This is a genomic window from Edwardsiella hoshinae NBRC 105699 = ATCC 33379 (genome assembly GCF_000474215.1).
Lineage (GTDB): Bacteria > Pseudomonadota > Gammaproteobacteria > Enterobacterales > Enterobacteriaceae > Edwardsiella > Edwardsiella hoshinae.
The window spans coordinates 39,120-60,630 of the sequence record NZ_BAUC01000037.1 but is presented as its reverse complement, the minus strand read 5'-3'; the positions used below and the strand labels follow the sequence as shown (position 1 = coordinate 60,630).

At 57.4% G+C, this 21,511-nt stretch carries 13 protein-coding genes and 1 pseudogene; 11 read left to right on the top strand and 3 right to left on the bottom strand.

Features of this window, described 5'->3' with window-relative positions; genetic code table 11:
* Positions 1–944, bottom strand: a 944-nt coding sequence (locus EHO01S_RS14850) for an AMP-binding protein (RefSeq protein WP_024524708.1), incomplete at its 3' end; no start/stop codon positions are given.
* Between the two features lie 480 nt (positions 945–1,424).
* On the opposite strand from EHO01S_RS14850, the gene gltP reads away from it, so the two are divergent.
* Entirely contained in the window at positions 1,425–2,744 is a 1,320-nt protein-coding gene (gene gltP, locus EHO01S_RS14845) for a glutamate/aspartate:proton symporter GltP (protein WP_024524707.1), read from the top strand.
* An 81-nt stretch (positions 2,745–2,825) separates the two neighbouring features.
* On the opposite strand, the gene tolC is transcribed toward gltP, so the two are convergent.
* Positions 2,826–4,250 (bottom strand): outer membrane channel protein TolC, encoded by a 1,425-nt coding sequence (gene tolC / locus EHO01S_RS14840; RefSeq protein ID WP_024524706.1) that lies wholly within the window; start codon positions 4,248–4,250, stop codon positions 2,826–2,828.
* Between the two features lie 215 nt (positions 4,251–4,465).
* Between tolC and nudF the strand changes: the two genes are divergently transcribed.
* The 9 genes and pseudogenes from nudF (at position 4,466) to metH (ending at position 17,604) form a co-directional block, all read left to right on the top strand.
* Complete coding sequence (nudF, locus tag EHO01S_RS14835) at positions 4,466–5,098, top strand: ADP-ribose diphosphatase (RefSeq protein WP_024524705.1); 633 nt, start codon at positions 4,466–4,468, stop codon at positions 5,096–5,098.
* Between the two features lie 126 nt (positions 5,099–5,224).
* Positions 5,225–5,326, top strand: a pseudogene (locus EHO01S_RS19435) (DUF1249 domain-containing protein); the annotation flags it as partial.
* Between the two features lie 149 nt (positions 5,327–5,475).
* The gene (gene cpdA / locus EHO01S_RS14825; RefSeq protein WP_024524704.1) at positions 5,476–6,303 is read left to right on the top strand and encodes a 3',5'-cyclic-AMP phosphodiesterase; all 828 of its coding nucleotides are present in this window, start codon (positions 5,476–5,478) and stop codon (positions 6,301–6,303) included.
* 2 nt (positions 6,304–6,305) lie between these two features.
* Entirely contained in the window at positions 6,306–6,887 is a 582-nt protein-coding gene (gene yqiA, locus EHO01S_RS14820; protein WP_024524703.1) for an esterase YqiA, read from the top strand.
* Positions 6,888–6,990: 103 nt separating this feature from the next.
* Positions 6,991–8,886 carry a DNA topoisomerase IV subunit B gene (parE, locus tag EHO01S_RS14815; RefSeq protein WP_024524702.1) on the top strand — a complete coding sequence of 632 codons (1,896 nt, stop codon included), beginning with the start codon at positions 6,991–6,993 and terminating at the stop codon, positions 8,884–8,886.
* 185 nt (positions 8,887–9,071) lie between these two features.
* On the top strand, positions 9,072–11,348 hold the full coding sequence (parC, locus tag EHO01S_RS14810; protein ID WP_024524701.1) for a DNA topoisomerase IV subunit A: 2,277 nt from the start codon (positions 9,072–9,074) through the stop codon (positions 11,346–11,348).
* Between the two features lie 90 nt (positions 11,349–11,438).
* Positions 11,439–12,182 carry a 1-acylglycerol-3-phosphate O-acyltransferase gene (locus tag EHO01S_RS14805; protein WP_024524700.1) on the top strand — a complete coding sequence of 248 codons (744 nt, stop codon included), beginning with the start codon at positions 11,439–11,441 and terminating at the stop codon, positions 12,180–12,182.
* Positions 12,183–12,227: 45 nt separating this feature from the next.
* On the top strand, positions 12,228–13,649 hold the full coding sequence (gene ftsP / locus EHO01S_RS14800) for a cell division protein FtsP (protein WP_024524699.1): 1,422 nt from the start codon (positions 12,228–12,230) through the stop codon (positions 13,647–13,649).
* A gap of 274 nt (positions 13,650–13,923) precedes the next feature.
* Positions 13,924–17,604 carry a methionine synthase gene (metH, locus tag EHO01S_RS14795; protein WP_024524698.1) on the top strand — a complete coding sequence of 1,227 codons (3,681 nt, stop codon included), beginning with the start codon at positions 13,924–13,926 and terminating at the stop codon, positions 17,602–17,604.
* Positions 17,605–17,654: 50 nt separating this feature from the next.
* Here metH and lysC read toward each other — a convergent pair whose 3' ends face one another.
* A complete protein-coding gene (gene lysC / locus EHO01S_RS14790; protein WP_024524697.1) occupies positions 17,655–19,016 on the bottom strand; it encodes a lysine-sensitive aspartokinase 3 in 1,362 nt (453 codons plus the stop codon).
* An 834-nt stretch (positions 19,017–19,850) separates the two neighbouring features.
* Between lysC and pgi the strand changes: the two genes are divergently transcribed.
* Complete coding sequence (gene pgi, locus EHO01S_RS14785; RefSeq protein ID WP_024524696.1) at positions 19,851–21,500, top strand: glucose-6-phosphate isomerase; 1,650 nt, start codon at positions 19,851–19,853, stop codon at positions 21,498–21,500.
* The last annotated feature ends 11 nt before the right edge of the window (positions 21,501–21,511 follow it).

Here is a 21,511-nt window from a genome sequence, read left to right as displayed (position 1 = left end):
TAGCTATGGCCGGTGACCCAACCGACGTCGGCGGTGCACCAGTAAATATCGCCGGGATGATAATCGAAGACATATTTAAACGTGGTTGCGGCATAGACTAGGTAGCCCCCGGTCGTATGTAACACGCCTTTGGGTTTTCCCGTTGACCCAGAGGTATATAGGATGAACAACGGATCCTCAGCCTTCATGACGGCGACCGGGCAGTGTTCATCCGCCTGTGCAATCAGTTCATGCCACCAATGATCGCGGCCAGCATACCACTCTCCGGGGGTGCCAGTGCGGCGGAATACCACCACATGTTGCACGCTTGCGACTTGAGGATGTTGCAATGCCTCGTCGACGTTGCGTTTAAGGGGGATAGCGCGCCCGGCGCGTACACCCTCATCTGCGGTGATCACCACCTTGGCGCCAGAGTCAATGATGCGTCCAGCGACTGCCTCTGGTGAGAAACCGCCGAAAATCACCGAGTGAATAGCGCCAATGCGCGCACAGGCCAGCATTGCGACCGCTGCCTCGACCACCATCGGCATATAGATCGCTACGACATCGCCCTTAGTGACCTGGAGTGATTTGAGGGCGTTGGCAAAACGGCAGACTTCCTGGTGTAGTTGGCGATAAGTGACATAGCGGCTTTCCTGTGGGTCGTCCCCTTCCCAGATGATGGCGGTCTGATCGCCGCGCTCCGCTAAGTGGCGATCCAAGCAATTGGCCGCCAGATTCAAGGTACCGTCTTCAAACCAGCGGATGCGGATGTGCCCGGGATCGAAGCTACTGTTTTTAACTCGAGTGTAGGGGGTGATCCAACTGATGATTTGTCCTTGTTCGCGCCAGAATGCGTCAGGATTGTTGACTGAGGCTTGATACATTTCACGGTACATCTCTTCGCTGATGAAGGCATGCTGGGCGATATCCCGCGGCACAGGGTAGGTATGGATGAGGCTCATACTGTGTCTCCACAAGAATGTTAACAATATGTCAATATAGAGTTAATTTTAGAGTCGGTTAGGGTTTTTTGTATATTTTGCGTGCATGATCACGCAATAAATCGAGGGAGATCGTACGGCGAGTCACGCTAAGGTTGGTTGAAATACGGTGCATTGCACTAAAAAAGGGCCCAAAAATAGTGCAAAACCGTGTCGGGTATCACTTTGGGCCGGGCCGATTCCGTCACGCGCTAATATGTTGATTAACAAACATACTCAATGAATTTATATCGCGCGCAATGATTGACCTGGGAATGATGGTGGGAGCGCTTTTAGGTGAAAGGGGGAATATGTCGGCCCTAGTGGCATAAATTATGCTTATATCTTGCCGTTAGTCATGTCATCCGTAGCGCGACAGGTTGCGGTGCATGACGTGAGCCAGGAAGTGGGAAACACAAAAAAGGGTCGCGGAGCGGCCGATAATAATGAGGTAGTTGAATAATGAAGCATTTTAGATTAACCCTGGCATGGCAAATCGTTATTGCATTGATTTTAGGTATTATTGTAGGTGCCGTCCTGCACGAGCAGAGTGAGTCACGCCAGTGGTTGGTGAATAATCTGCTCAGCCCGGCGGGAGATATCTTTATCCGCCTGATTAAGATGATTGTCCTACCTATCGTCATCTCGACGCTGATCGTCGGTATCGCCGGTGTGGGTGATGCCAAGAAACTGGGTAGGATCGGTCTGAAGACCATCGTTTACTTTGAGGCGATCACTACCATCGCTATCATCGTCGGTATCACCTTGGCGAACTTATTCCAGCCCGGCCATGGCGTTGATATGAGCCAGTTGGCGACGGTCGATATCTCTCAATATGAGCGGACTACCGAGCAGGTGCAAAGTGGTGCGCATAGCCTGGTCGGCACGCTGCTGGCGCTCATTCCCGCTAACCTGTTCGCGGCTTTAGCTAAGGGAGAGATCCTACCGATCATTTTCTTCTCGGTCTTATTTGGTCTAGGTCTCTCCTCATTGCCAAATGATCACAAAGAGCCGCTGCTGCGCGTCTTTCGAGCCATTTCCGAAAGCATGTTTAAGGTCACCCATATGATCATGCGTTATGCGCCGATCGGGGTGTTTGGGCTGATCTCGGTAACCGTGGCTAACTTCGGTTTCGCCGCTTTGCTGCCTCTAGCTAAGTTGGTTGTGTTGGTATACGGCGCGATCCTTTTCTTTGGCTTGGTGGTGCTTGGTGCTGTGGCACGCCTATGTCGGTTGCGTATTTGGACCCTGATCACCATCCTTAAGGACGAGTTGATCCTGGCTTACTCCACCGCGAGTTCGGAGACCGTGCTGCCGCGCATCATGGAGAAGATGACGGCCTATGGCGCTCCGAGCTCGATCACTAGCTTCGTCGTACCGACCGGTTACTCCTTTAACCTCGATGGTTCGACGTTGTATCAGAGTATTGCTGCTATCTTTATCGCCCAGCTCTATGGTATCCAACTCTCCCTGGGGCATGAGATCATCCTGGTGTTGACGTTGATGGTTACCTCTAAAGGGATCGCTGGCGTCCCGGGCGTCTCCTTCGTAGTCTTGCTGGCGACTCTGGGGAGTGTGGGGATCCCGCTTGAGGGATTGGCCTTTATTGCCGGAGTCGATCGTATTCTGGATATGGCGCGTACGGCGCTTAACGTGGTCGGTAATGCCTTGGCGGTTTTGGTGATCGCCAAGTGGGAGCGGCAGTTTGACCGAGATAAGGCGCGCGTTTACGAGGCGCGGATGCATACCCCTGAAGGCATCGCACAGCAGGATCTGCTGTAACGGCAGGGGCGTGGGGAAACAAAAAGGCGGAGATGATCTCCGCCTTTTTATCGTCGCTGATTACTGCACAACGTTAATGGCTTAACGTACGCTGCCACCTGGAATCGGGCCATTAGCCTTGGCGACTTGTGCTGCATCATTGGGCGCGATGTTGTCGGCGGAGGTCGACACCGGTTTATTCAGTTCGCCGTTAAGCGCCAACAGATCGTTTTGGTTGAGGGTCCCTAAGGCATACTTGATGTTCAACTGACTGATCAAGTAGTCATAGCGCGCATTGGCCAGATTCTGCTTGGCGTTATACAGCGCGGTGGTCGCGTTTAACACATCGACGATGGTGCGTGTGCCCACCTGATAGCCAGCCTGAGTCGCATCCAACGAGCTTTGCGCGGAGACGACGGCCTGCTTATAGGCGGCGACACCACTGATGGCGGCTGAGATGTTATTAAAGGAGGAGCGGACATTCTGCACTACGCTGCGGTGCGCGCCATCCAACGCCTCGCTGGCGGCGACGAAGTTGTACTGTGCCTGTTTCACCTGTGAGTTGGTGGCGCCCCCGGAGTACAGCGGCAGGTTAAAGCTCAGACCAATGGTGTTCTGCCCCTGATAACTGCTGCTGCCGTTCGGGTTCTGCATCTTCTGGGCATTGGACAGGCTGTTATAGTCGGTATTGCTGACGCCGGTAGAGGCGGTCAGGTTCAGGGTCGGCATGTAGCCGGTTTCCGCATATTTGATCTGCTGGCGTGCCAGATCCTGGTTCAACCGTGCGCTTAACAGTTGCAGGTTGCGTTTCTCCGCCTCTTGCAACAGTGCCTTGACATCCTGCGGTCGCTGGGTGTTGAAGCGATCGATATTCAGGGCGGAAAGCTGCGGATAGTATTGGCCGGTGATTTGGCGCAGAGCCTCCAGCGCGTTATCCAGGTTGTTGCGCGCTGTTACTTCTTGGGCTAGCACCTGATCGTATTGGGCGCGGGCGTTCTGTACATCGGTGATCGCCACCAGGCCGACATTGAAGCGCTGGGTGGTCTGATCGAGCTGGTTGTAGATAGCTTGTTTGTTGGCCTCGGTATAGGTCAACTGATCGATAGCGCGTAGCACATTGAAGTAAGCCGTGGCGGTATTGAGCATCAGCGTTTGCTCGGATGACTGGTAGGAGACATCCTGAATACCGGCCTGCTTTTCGGTCAATGACAATTGGCGCCACTTGGACATGTCGAAGAGAGTTTGCGTCAGCGCCAGCGTCGCGCCGTAATTATTGGAGTTCAGGCCAGAACTGTCGCGGAAGCCGTTGGTGTAAGTATAGTCTGCACCCAATCCGAGTTGTGGCAGCAGTGGGCTGCGTGATTCATTGATTTTTTCGAATGCAGCATCACGGTTGGCGGCGGCCTGGCGCAGGTCTGGGTTGCTTTCTTTAGCCTGTTGGTACACCTGCATCAGGTTTTCTGCCTGACTTAATGCACTGAAGCCACTGAGGCTTAGGCCAATAAGAAGAGGGAGCAGTTTCTTCATTTGCATTCCTTGTTATGCAGAAAAATGGTTAGCGTGGCACAGACCTAACGTCATAGACTGATAATTTTACCAGAGAGCCTCCGCTGAGGCTGGTGGCCGAATGTGCCATTCTTGCTAAATCACAACGATTTTTAGGCGTACGGACGGCAACACCGTTGGCTGCGGCTGGATGTGTTCAGGTCCGATGCACTTTCAATCAGTAAGGATATTACGTTATGTGTCTCGACAAACCCAGCCCCGTCACCTTCAGCAAAGATGATGTGGAAATTATTGCACGGGAAACTCGCTACCGTGGTTTTTTTTCGCTCGACAGCTACCGTTTTCGCCACCGTCTTTTTAATGGTGAGATGAGCGGCGAGGTGGTGCGCGAGGTGTTTGAGCGGGGACATGCGGCCGTGTTACTGCCCTATGATCCACGGCGTGATGAGGTGGTATTGATCGAACAACTACGCATCCCGGCCTACGATAGCAGCGCGACCCCTTGGTTGCTGGAGATGGTCGCTGGGATGATCGAAGAGGGCGAAAGCGTCGAGCAGGTGGCACGTCGCGAAGCGTTGGAGGAGGCGGGGATTAGTGTGGGACGTTGTCGTCCGGTATTGAGTTACCTTGCCAGCCCTGGCGGTACTAGCGAGCGCCTCTCGATCGTCGTGGGTGAAGTCGACGCAAGCACGGCCTCGGGGGTACACGGCTTAGCCGAAGAGCATGAGGATATTCGAGTGCATGTGGTGAGCCGGGAGCAGGCCTACCGCTGGGTCGAACAAGGCGTCATCGATAACGCCGCTTCGGTGATCGCCTTGCAGTGGCTCGCCCTCAATCACGTCGCGTTGCGCGCAGCCTGGCAGGATTGAGGTGTGAGACCGCGGCGTAAATTCAGACGCTTGTGGGATTGCTGTGATCATACCTCAATCGTTACTATGCAGCTTCGATGCGATTGCGTGGGTCGAGCAGCGCTTACCGCGCCACACACGAGGTGAGTGATGGAATTGTGTGCGGTACAGCAGATCTTCTGCTGCGAAGCACGTTATGATTACCAGAATAAAAAGTTGCATCAGTGCGATGAAAAGCATCAAATTAACTGAGTTTCTGCGCACGAGATCGCTGCATCTGTGGGCGTAAGCGCTGGCGCAGGGCGGGAGCCGAGCTCTTTTTAAACCGTTCATTGCGATTTAGCCATGTAACTGCCATTTTGCAGGTTCTGACAGACTCAAGTCATAAAGGACGTTATTTGGAAAGCCTGTTTCATCTGGCCGTAGCGAGTGGGGCGCCGGTCAGATTATTGCAAATTACCGATACCCATCTGTTTGCGGGGCCGCAAGAAACTCTGCTCGGGGTCAATACCTACCGCAGCTATCAGGCCGTGTTAGCGGCGATCCGTGCGGAGGCTCATCCCTTCGATCTTATCGTCGCGACGGGGGATTTGGCGCAGGACCACTCTAGTGCAGCCTATCAACACTTTGCGGAAGGCATTGCCACGTTGCAAAAGCCTTGCCTGTGGCTGCCAGGGAATCACGATTTTCAGCCGGCGATGGTCGATACGTTGGCGCAGGCTGGCGTGCAGGCCAGTAAACGTGCCCTACTGGGGGAGCGCTGGCAAATCGTGTTGCTGGACAGTCAGGTGGTTGGCGTGCCGCATGGCGAATTAAGTGACTATCAGCTTGAATGGCTTGAACAGGCGCTCGCTAGCGAGCCGCAGCGTCATACCATGCTATTGTTGCATCATCATCCGTTGCCCTCGGGGTGCACTTGGCTGGATCAACATAGTCTGCGTAACGCCCATGCATTGGATGAGATCGTGCGGCGTCATCCCCAGGTGAATACACTGGTGTGCGGCCACATCCATCAGGAGTTGGATCTGGACTGGAATGGTTGCCGTCTATTGGCGACGCCGTCGACTTGTGTCCAATTCAAACCGCTATGTACCAATTTTACTATCGATACCATTTCTCCGGGCTGGCGCTATCTGGATCTGCATCCAGACGGGCGAGTGACCACGGCGGTACACCGCCTGGCCGGTAACGAATTTAGGCCGGATTTGGATGCTGACGGCTATTGATGATGCCTACTCTTCTTTACTTGCATGGCTTTAACAGTTCTCCCCGCTCCGCTAAGGCGACGGCTCTTCAACGTTGGCTGGCCGAACATCACCCTCAGATCACCATGCTGGTGCCACAGTTGCCGCCTTACCCTGCGGATGCGGCGCAACTGCTGGAGGAACTGGTGATGGAGCGCGCAGGTCGCCCGCTTGGACTGGTGGGCTCCTCGCTCGGCGGCTACTATGCGACCTGGCTGTCCCAATGTTTCACTCTGCCTGCGGTGGTGATTAATCCGGCGGTACGCCCCTTTGAGTTGTTATTGGACTATTTGGGGCAGAATGAGAACCCCTACACCGGGCAGCAATATGTGCTAGAGTCTCGCCACGTCTTTGATTTGAAGGTGATGCAGGTCGAGCCTCTGGAGTCGCCGGATCTGCTCTGGTTGCTACAACAGAGTGGTGACGAGGTATTGGATTACCGCCAAGCCGTGGCTTACTACACTCCCTGTCGCCAGACGCTCGAAGAGGGAGGCAATCATGCCTTCGTAGGAATAGAACGTTTCTTCCCGCAAATCATAGACTTTTTGGGGCTGAGCGCGGAGTAGCTCCGCAGGCCACACGAGACGGGTGGGTAAAGCAGGGGACGCGCTGGCGGTATCTCCTGCTTTTCCCATCTGATTGACAAACATCGACTTTACGACTCATAAGATGACTCAATCCAGTTATAACGCCGACGCCATCGAGGTGCTCAGCGGCCTTGAACCCGTGCGCCGTCGTCCGGGTATGTATACCGATACCACCCGTCCCAATCACTTGGGACAAGAGGTGATTGATAACAGCATTGACGAGGCGCTGGCAGGCCACGCCACGCGAGTCGAGGTGATTCTGCACCCCGACCAATCCCTAGAGGTGATTGACGACGGACGCGGAATGCCGGTCGACATCCACCCGGAAGAGGGGGTGCCGGCTATCGAGTTGATCCTGTGCCGGCTGCACGCCGGCGGCAAGTTTTCCAATAAAAACTACCAATTCTCCGGTGGCTTGCATGGCGTGGGGATCTCGGTCGTCAACGCCCTGTCGCGCCGGGTTGAGGTCAGCGTGCGCCGTGACGGCCAGATCTACCAGATGGCCTTTGAAAACGGCGAGAAGGTGGAGGAATTGCATGTCACCGGGACGGTTGGGCGGCGTAACACCGGCACCAGCGTCCATTTCTGGCCAGATGCGCAGTTCTTTGACTCGGCGCGTTTCTCCGTTTCGCGTTTGAGTCATCTGCTCAAGGCCAAGGCCGTCCTTTGCCCTGGCGTCGAGATCCTGTTTCGTGATCTGGTCAACGGCAGTGAGCAGCGTTGGTGCTATCAAGACGGCTTGACCGACTACTTGATGGAGTCGGTCAATGGTTTGGTGACGTTACCGGAGCAGCCATTCACCGGCACCTTCGCCACAGAGAGTGAGGCAGTAGATTGGGCGCTGCTGTGGTTGCCTGAGGGCGGCGAGTTATTGACCGAAAGCTACGTGAACCTGATTCCGACGCAACAGGGAGGCACCCATGTCAACGGATTGCGCCAGGGATTACTGGACGCGATGCGTGAGTTCTGCGAGTTCCGCAATCTGTTACCTCGCGGGGTGAAACTGAGCGCCGACGACATCTGGGAACGCTGTGCCTACGTGTTATCCGTCAAGATGCAGGATCCGCAATTCGCCGGCCAGACTAAAGAGCGCCTCTCTTCACGCCAGTGTGCGGCATTTGTTTCCGGGGTGGTCAAAGACGCCTTCAGCCTGTGGTTGAACCAAAACGTTCAGGCCGCCGAGCAATTGGCCGAGTTGGCCATCAACAGCGCCCAGCGCCGCATGCGGGCGGCGAAGAAGGTGGTGCGTAAGAAGCTGACCAGTGGTCCGGCTCTGCCGGGTAAGTTGGCGGATTGCAGCGCCCAAGATTTAGCGCGCACCGAGCTGTTCCTGGTGGAAGGGGATTCGGCGGGTGGCTCCGCCAAGCAGGCGCGTGACCGCGAATACCAAGCGATCATGCCGTTGAAAGGGAAGATCCTGAATACCTGGGAGGTCTCTTCCGATGAGGTACTGGCATCGCAGGAGGTGCATGATATCTCGGTCGCCATCGGCATTGACCCGGACAGCGACGATCTGAGCCAACTGCGTTATGGCAAAATTTGTATCTTGGCCGATGCGGACTCGGATGGGCTGCATATCGCCACACTACTGTGCGCGCTGTTTGTACGTCACTTCCGCCCGTTGGTGCAAGCCGGCCATGTCTATGTCGCCATGCCGCCGCTGTACCGCATCGATCTCGGCAAAGAGGTGTTCTATGCCCTGAGCGAAGAGGAGAAGGCTGGGGTGTTGGAGCAGCTGAAGCGTAAGAAAGGTAAGCCGAATGTTCAGCGTTTCAAGGGGTTGGGCGAGATGAATCCGCTGCAACTACGCGAAACGACATTGGATCCTAATACGCGCCGTCTGGTGCAGTTGACCATCGACGACGAGGAGATGGAGCGTACCGTGGCGGTGATGGACATGTTGCTGGCCAAAAAACGTGCCGAGGATCGCCGTAACTGGCTGCAAGAGAACGGCAACTTGGCTGAGTTGGATGTGTAAAGCGTCCTGCCTGCTATCCGACAGGCTGCCTGCGGGTGGCCTGTTCTGTTTTCTTTCGCATGGCGGCATACCTGTGTGGCGTGCTGTGACAGGCGGAGAAAAAATACGTTACTATCGCGGCTATTGCATGATTTTCTTGCAGTCGTCGGTCCAGGCGGACCATGGCCGCGCCCAGAGGATGACCAATGAGCGATCTGACTCATGACAACAGTGAGCGTGTAGCGCTCCGAGCGTTTACTGAAGACGCCTATCTGCAATATTCCATGTACGTCATCATGGACCGAGCGTTGCCCTTTATCGGCGACGGGCTGAAGCCGGTTCAGCGTCGCATCGTGTATGCGATGTCTGAGCTGGGGCTGAACGCCAGCGCGAAATTCAAGAAGTCGGCACGTACCGTCGGCGATGTGCTGGGTAAATATCATCCGCATGGCGACAGCGCCTGTTACGAGGCGATGGTGCTGATGGCGCAGCCTTTCTCCTACCGTTATCCCTTGGTGGATGGTCAGGGGAACTGGGGGGCGCCGGACGATCCCAAATCTTTCGCCGCCATGCGTTATACCGAATCCCGCCTGTCGCGCTATGCCGAAGTCTTACTCAGTGAATTGGGGCAGGGCACGGTTGAGTATGTCGCTAACTTCGACGGAACCTTGCAGGAGCCGAAGTTCCTGCCGGCGCGCCTACCTAACATCTTGTTGAACGGCACCACCGGTATTGCCGTCGGTATGGCGACGGATATCCCGCCGCACAACGCGCGCGAGGTCGCTAACGCCCTGGTGGCGTTGTTGGACAACCCAGATAGCTCACTGGATGATCTGCTGACACACATTCAGGGGCCGGATTTTCCCACCGAAGCGGAGATCATCACGCCGCGCGACGAGATCCGCAAGATCTACCGCACCGGGCGCGGCTCGGTACGGATGCGCGCGGTATGGAAGAAGGAGGAGGGTGAGATCGTCATCAGCGCCCTACCGCATCAGACTTCGGGTGCCAAGGTGTTGGAGCAGATAGCCAGCCAGATGCGTAGCAAGAAGCTGCCGATGGTGGAGGATCTGCGTGACGAATCAGATCATGAGAATCCGACGCGTCTGGTGATCGTGCCACGATCGAATCGCGTCGATCTTGATCAGGTGATGAACCATCTGTTCGCCACCACCGATCTGGAGAAAAGTTACCGTATCAACCTGAATATGATCGGCTTGGATCGCCGACCGGCAGTCAAGGATCTGCGTGAGATCCTCAGCGAATGGCTGAGCTACCGCCGCGAGACGGTACGCCGTCGCCTCAACTACCGTCTGGAGAAGGTACTCAAGCGCCTGCACATTCTAGAAGGCTTACTGATCGCTTTCCTGAATATCGATGAGGTGATCCACATCATTCGTACTGAGGACGATCCCAAGTCGGAGCTGGTGGCGCGTTTTGGCCTCAGCGAGACGCAAGCCGAGGCCATCCTGGAGTTGAAACTGCGCCAATTGGCCCGTCTGGAAGAGATAAAAATTCGTGGCGAGCAGGATGACCTGGCTCAGGAGCGTGACCGTCTCCAGGCGCTGCTGGCCTCCGAGCGTAAGCTTGCCACCCTGATTAAGAAAGAGATCATCGCCGATGCCGCGACCTATGGTGATGCACGTCGTTCTCCGCTGCACGAACGGGCTGAAGCTAAGGCGATGAGCGAGCATGACTTCGTGCCGAGCGAACCGGTGACCATCGTCTTGTCTGAAGGCGGCTGGGTACGTAGTGCTAAGGGGCACGATATCGATCCGAGCGGGCTGAATTACAAGGCGGGGGATGGTTTCCGCGCCGCGGCGCGCGGCAAGAGCAACCAACCGGTGGTATTTATTGATTCCACCGGCCGTAGTTATGCTCTTGACCCGCTCACCCTACCGTCGGCGCGTGGTCAGGGCGAACCGCTGACCGGTAAGCTGACGCCGCCGCCGGGAGCGACTATCGAGCATGTACTGATGGCGGCGGAGAACCAGAAGCTGTTGATGGCCTCCGACGCTGGCTATGGCTTCGTCTGCACCTTCAGCGATCTGGTGGCGCGTAACCGCGCCGGTAAGGCGATGCTGACCCTACCGGAGAATGCCAAGGTGCTGCCGCCGCTGGAGATCCACGGCGATGAGGACATGCTGTTGGCCATCACTCAGGCTGGGCGCATGCTGATGTTCCCGGTGCATGACTTGCCGCAGTTGTCGAAGGGCAAGGGGAACAAGATTATCTCCATCCCCGCCGCCCAAGCCGCTGCCGGTGAGGATACCCTGAAATGGCTGCTGGTACTGGCGCCGCAGAGCGCGCTGACGTTACATGTTGGTAAGCGTAAACTGGTGATGAAGCCGCAGGATCTACAAAAGTTCCGCGCCGAACGCGGGCGCAAAGGAACACAGTTGCCGCGAGGCTTACAGCGTGTCGAACGGGTCGATGTAGAAGCCGCCACACCGTTGCGTCTCGGTGCGGACGGCGACGAGTAAGACAAGTCATACTCAGGCCGTCTGAGTGCGGCTTGAGTGGGCGGGTGCGACGGAGCGTACCGCCCGCTATTCTGTTTATTGAGGGTTGTTATGCTATTTATTCTTCGGGTCATCCTGATTACGCTGTTATGTATCGTGATCTGTATCGTCGGTTCGCTGTATTGTCTCTTCAGCCCGCGCAACCCGCGTCATGTGGCGCGCTTTGGTCACTGGTTCGGTCGCCTGTCGCCGCTGTTCGGCCTGCAAGTAGAAACGCGCCTGCCACCCGATGCGGCAAACTATGGCAATGCTATCTACATCGCTAACCACCAGAACAATTACGACATGGTCACCGCCTCCAACGCGGTGCAGCCCAATACGGTAACCGTCGGTAAGAAGAGCCTGGTGTGGATCCCCTTTTTCGGCCAACTGTATTGGTTGACCGGTAACCTGCTGATCGACCGGAATAATCGCGCCAAGGCACACAATACCATCGCGGCGGTGGTCGAGCAGTTTCGTGCCCGCCGCATTTCCTTCTGGATGTTCCCGGAAGGGACGCGTAGCCGTGGGCGCGGGCTGATGCCATTCAAGACCGGTGCTTTCCACGCGGCGCTGGCGGCTGGAGTACCGATCATCCCTATCTGTGTCTCCAACACGCACGACAAGGTGAAGCTCAATCGGTGGAATAATGGCGTGGTGATCGTCGAGATGTTGCCGCCGATCGATACCAGCGGCTGGCGTAAGGATCAGGTACGTGAGCTGGCCGAGCATTGCCGCACTGTGATGGCCGACAAGATAAAACAGTTGGATGCCGAAGTGGCGGAGCGTGAGGCTCAGGCGGCGAAACGCGTTTAAGCGGATCGCCTGCACGGTGCCCTTTTTGGATTTACGGGAGAAGTTATGTCACTCAGTCGACGTCGGTTTATTCAGGCCTCCGGGTTGGCGCTCTGCGCCAGCGGATTGCCGTTACAGGCTCGGGCGAGTGGCGGGGCGCAGGCCGTTCTGCCGGTGCCCCCGCTGTTGGAGTCACGCCGAGGTCAGCCGTTGTTCCTGTCGTTGGAGCGAACGCATTGGGCTTTCATGGGGACGCGTAAGGTCAGTACCTGGGGCGTCAATGGCGTTTACCTAGGGCCGACGGTGCGCGTACACAGCGGCGATGATGTGAAGCTGATTTACAGTAATCGCCTGAACGAGGCGGTAGCGATGGAGGTCGCCGGCCTGCTGGTGCCTGGTCCGCTGGCGGGGGGGCCCGCGCGTCAAATGGCGCCCGGGGTGGATTGGTCTCCGGTGTTACCCATTCGCCAATCGGCGGCCACACTGTGGTATCACGCGAATACTCCGCGCCATATGGCCGCGCAGGTGTACAACGGTCTGGCTGGCCTATGGCTGGTGGAGGATCAGTACAGCAAGAATGCACCATTACCCAACCACTACGGGGTGGATGATTTCCCGGTGATCCTCCAGGACAAGCGTCTCGATAACTTCGGTGTCCCAGAATACGACCCGCCCGCCTCGGGCGGCTTCCTCGGTGACACTCTGCTGGTCAACGGGGTGCAGGATCCCTATGTCGAGGTGTCGCGCGGTTGGGTGCGTCTGCGTCTGCTCAATGCCTCGAACTCGCGGCGCTATCTGTTGCAGCTCTCCGATGGCCGCCCTTTCTTTGTCATCGCCAGCGATCAGGGGCTACTACCGGCCCCGCTTCAGGCGGAGACCCTGCCCTTGGCGCCCGGCGAGCGACGAGAGGTATTGATCGATATGAGTAAGGGCGAGGAGGTAACCATCACCGCCGGTGAAGCGGCGGGGATCATGGATCGCCTACGCGGGTTATTCGAGCCCTCGTCGATACTGGTCTCTACGCGGGTATTGACCCTACGTCCGACCGGATTATTGCCGTTGATGACCGATACCTTACCGGCACGTTTGGGCGCTGAGCCGTTAGCGGAAGGGGATGTGGTCAACAACCGCAGTATCATGTTGGGTAGCGCCTCGCATCCAGGGATCAACGGTGCTTTGTGGGATGCAGGTCGCATCGATATCCAGGCACGTCAAGGGACTTGGGAGCGCTGGACGGTGCGCGCCGATACGCCTCAATCATTCTACATCCAGGGCGCGCAGTTTTTGGTGAAGAGTGTCAATAATGCGCCGCCGTTGGTTGAGGATCGCGGTTGGAAGGATAGCGTGTGGGTCGACGGTGAGGTATCGCTGTTGGTCTATTTCCCGCAACCCTCTTCGCCGCATTTCCCTTTCCTGTTCTACAGCGGCACCCTGGAGTTGGCCGATCGCGGCAGCGTCGGCCAGATGGTGGTCCAGCCCGCGCAATAAGCCGCGCGCTAATCCCGGCTTGTGTTTGACAGGCCGGGCAGCGCTCATTTCTTCTGCTTCTGCTTCTGCTTCTGCTTCTGCTTCTGCTTCTGCTTCTGCTTTTGCTTCTGTTATCGCGCTGGGCGACCCGCTAGGGTCATAGATGAAAAAGCCTCAACTGGCGCGCCGCCACTCTGACTAATAGCTGTGCTAGGATGGAAAAAACGGGGTTTTGCTGCATAAACCGTCGGGGAGACGAGGCAGACCGCTGCCAATAATAGGACAAGGAGTGAGAGTGAATACGACGCTTGAACGGTTGCGCCGCCGCTTAGAAAAACGGATTTTGCTGTTGGATGGCGGCATGGGCACCATGATCCAGCGCTATGGGTTGAGTGAGCAGGATTTCCGCGCCGATCGCTTCGCCGATTGGCCTTGCGATCTAAAAGGGAACAATGACTTACTCGTGCTGACCCGGCCCGACATCATCAGCGCCATCCACTACGCCTATTTAGAGGCCGGCGCCGATATTCTGGAGACCAACACCTTTAACGCGACACGTATCGCTATGGCGGACTATCGCATGGAGGCGCTGACCCCAGAGATCAACTACCAGGCCGCCTGTTTGGCGCGTGCCTGCGCTGATGAATGGACGGCGCGTACTCCGCATCAACCGCGCTTCGTCGCCGGCATCCTTGGGCCGACCAACCGTACAGCGTCGATTTCACCCGCGGTCAATGATCCCGCCTATCGTAACATCACCTTCGATCAACTGGTCGCCGCCTATCGTGAGTCGGCACGTGCATTGATCGAGGGCGGCGTTGATCTGCTGATGATCGAGACGGTCTTCGATACCTTGAATGCCAAGGCGGCGGTGTATGCCTTGGAGTGTGAGTTCGCCGAGCTGGGGGTCACGTTACCGGTGATGATCTCTGGCACGATTACTGACGCCTCTGGACGTACTCTCTCCGGCCAGACCACCGAGGCATTCTACCATTCGCTGCGTCACGCCCGTCCCCTTTCGATCGGCCTGAACTGCGCCCTGGGGCCGGCGGAGTTACGCCAATATGTTGCGGAGTTATCGCGCATCGCCGAGTGCTACGTGAGCGCCCACCCCAATGCCGGGTTACCCAATGCCTTTGGTGAGTATGACTTGTCACCGCAGGCGATGGCGCAGCAGATCGCCGAATGGGCACAGGCAGGTTATCTGAATATCGTCGGCGGCTGTTGCGGCACCACCCCCGAACATATTGCCGCCATCAGCCAGGCGGTACGTGATCTCACCCCACGAACGCGTCCGGCTCCGGCCCGTGCCTGCCGCTTGGCGGGATTAGAGCCGTTGACCATCGACGCGCAGAGCCTGTTCGTCAACGTTGGTGAGCGTACTAACGTCACCGGCTCGGCGCGCTTCAAGCGCCTGATCAAGGAGAATAACTACGATGAGGCATTGGCGGTCGCGCGCCAACAGGTGGAGAACGGCGCGCAGATCATCGATATCAACATGGATGAGGGGATGTTGGATGCCGAGGCGGCGATGGTACGTTTCCTCAATCTGATCGCGGGTGAGCCGGATATCGCCCGGGTACCTCTGATGATCGACTCTTCGCGCTGGTCGGTGATCGAGGCCGGACTGAAATGCATTCAGGGCAAGGGGATCGTCAACTCGCTCTCCCTCAAGGAGGGGGAGGCGGCATTTCTGTCCCATGCCCGTCAGGTACGGCGTTACGGTGCCGCGCTGGTGGTGATGGCGTTCGATGAACAAGGGCAGGCGGATAGCCGGGAGCGTAAGGTGGCGATCTGTCGCCGCGCCTATCAACTCTTGACCGAGCGTATCGACTTCCCGCCGGAAGACATCATCTTCGATCCCAATATTTTCGCTGTCGCGACTGGTATTGAGGAGCATAGCAACTACGCGCTCGACTTTATCGAGGCCTGTGCCGAGATTAAGGCACAACTACCGCACGCCCTGATCTCTGGCGGAGTCTCCAACGTCTCCTTCTCTTTTCGCGGTAATGAAACGGTGCGCGAAGCGATCCACGCAGTCTTTCTCTACCACGCCATCCGCAATGGCATGGATATGGGCATCGTCAACGCCGGTCAATTGGCGATCTACGATAGCCTACCGGACGATCTGCGCATGGCGGCGGAGGCGGTGATTCTCAATCAGCGGCCAGAGGCCACCGAGCAACTGCTGGCGCTCGCAGAACGCTACCGTGGTGCGCCGGAGAGCGGTGCCGAGGCGCAGCGGGCGGAGTGGCGCGACTGGCCGGTGGCGCGGCGTCTCGAGTATGCCTTGGTTAAGGGTATCAGCGAGTTTATCGAGCAAGATACCGAGGAGGCGCGTCAGCAAGCCGAACGCCCGATCGCGGTGATCGAGGGGCCTCTGATGGCTGGCATGAATCGGGTCGGTGACCTGTTCGGTGACGGCAAGATGTTCTTGCCGCAGGTGGTCAAGTCGGCGCGGGTAATGAAACAAGCGGTGGCCTACCTGTCACCGTTTATCGAGGCCAGTAAGCAGCGTGCGAGCAGCGCCGGCAAGGTATTGCTGGCCACGGTGAAAGGTGACGTACACGACATCGGCAAGAATATTGTCGGTGTGGTGTTGCAGTGCAATAACTACGAGATCATCGATCTGGGGGTGATGGTACCTGCCGAACGGATCCTGCGCGTGGCGCGCGAGGAGCAGGTGGATATTATCGGCCTCTCGGGGTTAATCACCCCCTCGCTGGATGAGATGGTCAACGTGGCCAGCGAGATAACGCGCCAGGGCTTCACGCTACCGTTGTTGATCGGCGGTGCGACCACCTCCAAGGCCCATACGGCGGTGAAGATTGCCCCGGCTTACAGCGGACCGACGATCTATGTGCAAAATGCGTCGCGTACCGTTGGCGTAGTGGCGGCCCTGCTGTCCGAGGCGCAGCGGCCAGCGTTGCTCGCGCGGATCGGTGATGAATATGAGGCTGCTCGCACTCAGCATGGGCGCCGCACGCCGCGCACCCCGCCATTGGCGTTAGCGCAGGCACGCGCCAACGCCTTCGCAGCGGATTGGACCCACTATACGCCACCGCGTCCATCATGGCTCGGGGTACAGACGGTACAACCGGGGATCGCCACGTTGCGCCGCTATATCGACTGGACGCCATTCTTCCTCACCTGGTCGCTGGCGGGGAAATACCCGCGCATCCTTGAGGACGAGGTGGTCGGTGAAGAGGCGCGACGCCTGTTGGTGGACGCCAACCGTCTACTGGATAACCTGGAGGCGGACGCTAGCCTGACGCCGCGCGGCGTGTTCGGCCTGTTTGCCGCCAACCGCTGCGGTGACGATGTGCTGATTTACCGTGATGATACCCGGCGTGAGGTGTTGGCGGTCAGCCATCATCTGCGCCAGCAGAGCAGTAAGCCTAGCGGGGCTAACTATTGCCTGGCGGATTTTGTCGCCGCCAAGGAGAGCGGTATCGCCGACTATATCGGCGCCTTCGCCGTGACCGGCGGTTTGGAGGAAGATCGCTTGGTGCAGATCTTCGAGGCACAACATGACGACTATCATAAGATCATGGTGAAGGCGTTGGCTGATCGCCTGGCGGAGGCTTTCGCCGAATACTTACATGAACAGGTGCGTAAGATCCATTGGGGCTATGCCGCCGATGAGGCGTTGGATAACGCACAGCTGATCCGCGAGAATTACCGTGGCATTCGACCGGCACCGGGTTACCCTGCCTGCCCGGAGCACAGCGAGAAGGCCACGCTGTGGCGTCTGTTAGACGTTGAGGCTCAGTGTGGTATGCGCCTGACGGAGTCCTATGCCATGTGGCCAGGTGCCTCGGTCTCCGGTTGGTACTTCAGTCATCCAGAAAGCAAGTATTTCGCCGTGGCTCGCATCCAACGCGATCAGGTAGCCGACTATGCGGCGCGTAAGGGGATGACGTTGGCGCAGGCCGAGTATTGGCTAGCGCCGAATCTGGGTTATGACCCAGCGTGAAGAGGTAGTGTAGCGACGAGAGAGCCGGCCAAGAGGCCGGCTCTGCGCATTTAGGCGGCGGAGGACTCGAAAAGGTTGGCGTGCAAGGTCTGTACTACGGAATCGGCGGTCTCACCCGGCACCAGGAAACAGAGGTTATGGCTGCTGGCGCCGTAGCAGATCATGCGGATATTAAACGGCTCCATGACGCCGAAAACCTGGCGGCCGACGCCACAGGCGTTGCTGAGCTGGTTACCGATCAGCGCTACCAGCGCTAATCCTTCCTCCACTTCGACCCGGCATAGCGAAGAGAGCTCCGTCAGTAGGGCACTGGTCAGTAGACTGGCCCCGCCGGTACAGGAGCCGGTAGTGTCGAGGGTGAGGGCGATGCTGACTTCAGATGTGGTGATCAGATCGACAGATAGCTGATGGCGCGCCAAGATGCCGAACACCTCGGCCAGAAAGCCTCGTGCGTGCAGCATATTGAGGCTATGCAGCGTCAGCAGAGTCTGCTGGCGGCGCAGTGCCAGCGCGCGAAACAGCGGCGGTTGCTCGCTCTTATTACACACCAGCGTGCCGCCCGCGCCGGGATCACGGCTCGAACCGACGAAGACCGGAATATCGCTGCGCACCGCTGGCAGCAAGGTGGCGGGATGGAGAACCTTGGCACCGAAGGTGGCCATCTCCGCCGCTTCGGAAAAGGCGATCTCGTCGATACGCCGCGCGGCGGGCACAATGCGCGGATCGGTGGTGTAGATCCCCGGCACATCGGTCCAGATGTCGACTCGGGAGGCATTGAGTGCCTCGCCCAGCAGGGCTGCGGTATAGTCGCTACCGCCGCGTCCCAGGGTGGTGGTGCGCCCCTTGCTTTCGCTGCCGATGAATCCTTGGGTGATGATCAAGGATGCAGCCAAGCGTGGCGCCAAGTATTGTTGTGCCAGGGCTTGCAGTTGTTCCTGATCGGGTTCGGCCTTGCCGAAATGATCGTCGGTACGCATGATCTTGCGGATATCAAACCATTCGGCGGCGACGCCCCGGGTACGTAACAATTCGCTGAACAGCAGTGTCGACATTAGTTCGCCATGGCTAACCAGCTCATCGGTCAACGCCGCCGAGGTGGCCAGGGAGGCGGCCTCGGCCAGCATGGCGATGTTATCCAGCATGCTGGCGATTTCACTGCGGACAACCGCACTGCCGGGCAGGGCGCTGAGGATCTCCAAGTGAATCCGGGCGATCTCGTCGATCAAGCGTTGCCGTTCGGCGGCATCGCGCCCCTCCGCCAGAGCGATTAGCTGATTGGTGACCCCGGCAGCGGCGGAAAGTACCACGACACGTACCGCGGGATTGGACAGGATGATATCGGCGCAGCGCAGCATGGCATCGGCATTCGCCACGCTGGTGCCGCCAAATTTCGCGATGATTGTCTGTTGCATGTTGAGCCTCGTGTCAGGGTGGCCGGTGTTCCTATTAGCCGGCCTCACAGTCCATTAGCCCGACGCAGGGCGCGCGCTAACCGGGTGGGCCGTGGCATCGCCACGGCTTCGCCATGATTCCACCTTACCATTGATTCCCGTGCTGACGGGGGTAGGAGGTCGTCGCCCACTGGGACCCAGATTGCGGCGCCGCGATCGACCACAGAAACAGGCAGATCGCATCGCGGTGTCACGGTGCAGAGATAACATCTGGGCCTGTACACGGGATGTACAGGGCGTTTTTTAGAAATAACCACTTATGATGAGTGTGTCAATGGCAGGGGGATGAGTGATTTTCAATTTAACGCCATGAATATTACCTTTACTGATTATTCATTTTAATTTATTGAAATATAAGAAAATAAAACAAACGGTTGCTAATTAGTTCACGTGGTCGATGGCGTAATAGGGATTACCTTGGCTAATGAGGTCGGTGAAAAAAGCAGCGCCGCATTTTCTTTGCATTTCTCGTTCCGCCGCGCGGTCGGTAGGGGGAAAAGGTCATCTTTAGCGTCATTGTGCGTTGTGTTCCTGGCGAGGCAAACACAACTTGCTGAATGGAGTCAGTCTCAGGCAGTATCAGGGTTGAGAGTTTTGGCTGATCGCCATAAAAGGGGTCGCAACATGGCGCGAATTGGATACAATTTAACGCATGTAGGAAAAGATGAACCGGTGCCCTATGCCGTCATCCCTGTGTTCCCCGGGAGCGGCGATTATCCGGAATGAGCGAGGGGCTGTCGCGTCTGCACTGCGCCTCGGAAACCACCGACCGTTACTCAAGTAAAAGGCGTCGCTATGAAAAATATCAATCCGACCCGTACCGCTGCCTGGCAAGCGCTACAGCAGCATTTCGAACAGATGAAGTCCGTGCATATGCGCGATCTGTTCGCCGCGGATGCTGACCGTTTCTCTAAGTTCTCTGCCACCTTCGCCGATCAGATGCTGGTCGATTATTCCAAGAACCGTATCACCGCAGAGACCCTGGAAAAGCTGCAAGCCTTGGCGCGTGAAACTGATCTCTCCGCGGCGATCGCCGCCATGTTCGCCGGTGAGAAGATCAACCGTACCGAAGATCGCGCCGTGCTGCATGTGGCGCTACGTAATCGTAGCAACACGCCTATCTATGTCGACGGTAAAGATGTGATGCCGCAGGTGAATGCCGTGCTGGCCAAGATGAAGCAGTTCTGCGCCCGGGTAATCGGTGGCGAGTGGAAAGGGTATAGCGGTAAGGCAATCACTGACGTCGTGAACATCGGCATCGGCGGTTCCGATCTTGGGCCTTACATGGTGACCGAAGCGTTGCGTCCCTATAAAAACCACCTAAACATGCACTTCGTCTCCAACGTGGACGGCACTCACATCGCCGAGACGCTGCGGCGTTTGGACCCGGAAACCACGTTGTTCCTGGTGGCCTCCAAGACATTCACCACCCAGGAGACCATGACTAACGCCCACAGCGCGCGTGACTGGTTCCTCCAGGCGGCCGGCGATGAATGCCATGTGGCCAAACACTTCGCCGCGCTCTCCACCAATGATCAGGCGGTAGCGGCATTTGGTATTGATACGGCCAACATGTTTGAGTTTTGGGACTGGGTCGGTGGTCGTTACAGCCTGTGGTCTGCTATCGGGCTGTCCATCGCGCTGAGCATTGGCTATGACAACTTTGAACAGCTATTGAGTGGTGCCCACGCCATGGATCGCCATTTCGCGACGGCGCCGTTGCAGGATAACCTGCCGGTGTTGTTGGCGCTGATCGGCATTTGGTACAACAACTTCTTCGGTGCTGAAACCGAGGCGATCCTACCCTACGACCAGTATATGCACCGCTTCCCGGCCTACTTCCAGCAAGGCAACATGGAGTCCAACGGTAAGTATGTCGATCGTAACGGCCAGGTCGTGGACTACCAGACCGGCCCGATCATCTGGGGGGAGCCGGGTACCAACGGCCAACATGCCTTCTATCAGCTGATCCACCAGGGGACTAAGCTGATCCCGTGCGATTTTATCGCCCCGGCTATCAGCCATAACCCGTTGGGCGATCACCACAGCAAGCTATTGTCCAATTTCTTCGCTCAGACCGAGGCGCTGGCCTTCGGGAAGTCGCGCGAAGCGGTCGAAGAGGAGTTCGCCAAGACTGGTAAGAGTGCGGCGCAGGTGGAGCACATCGTACCGTTCAAGGTCTTCGAAGGTAACCGCCCGACCAACTCCATCCTGCTGCGCGAGATCACCCCGTATAGCCTGGGGATGTTGATCGCCCTGTACGAACATAAGATCTTTACCCAAGGGGCGATTCTCAACATCTTCTCCTTCGATCAGTGGGGCGTCGAGTTGGGTAAGCAGTTGGCGAACCGCATCCTGCCGGAACTGGATGATACGCAGCCGGTACAGAGCCATGACAGCTCGACCAATGCGTTGATCAATCGCTTCAAGGCTTGGCGGGCATAATACCGTCTTCG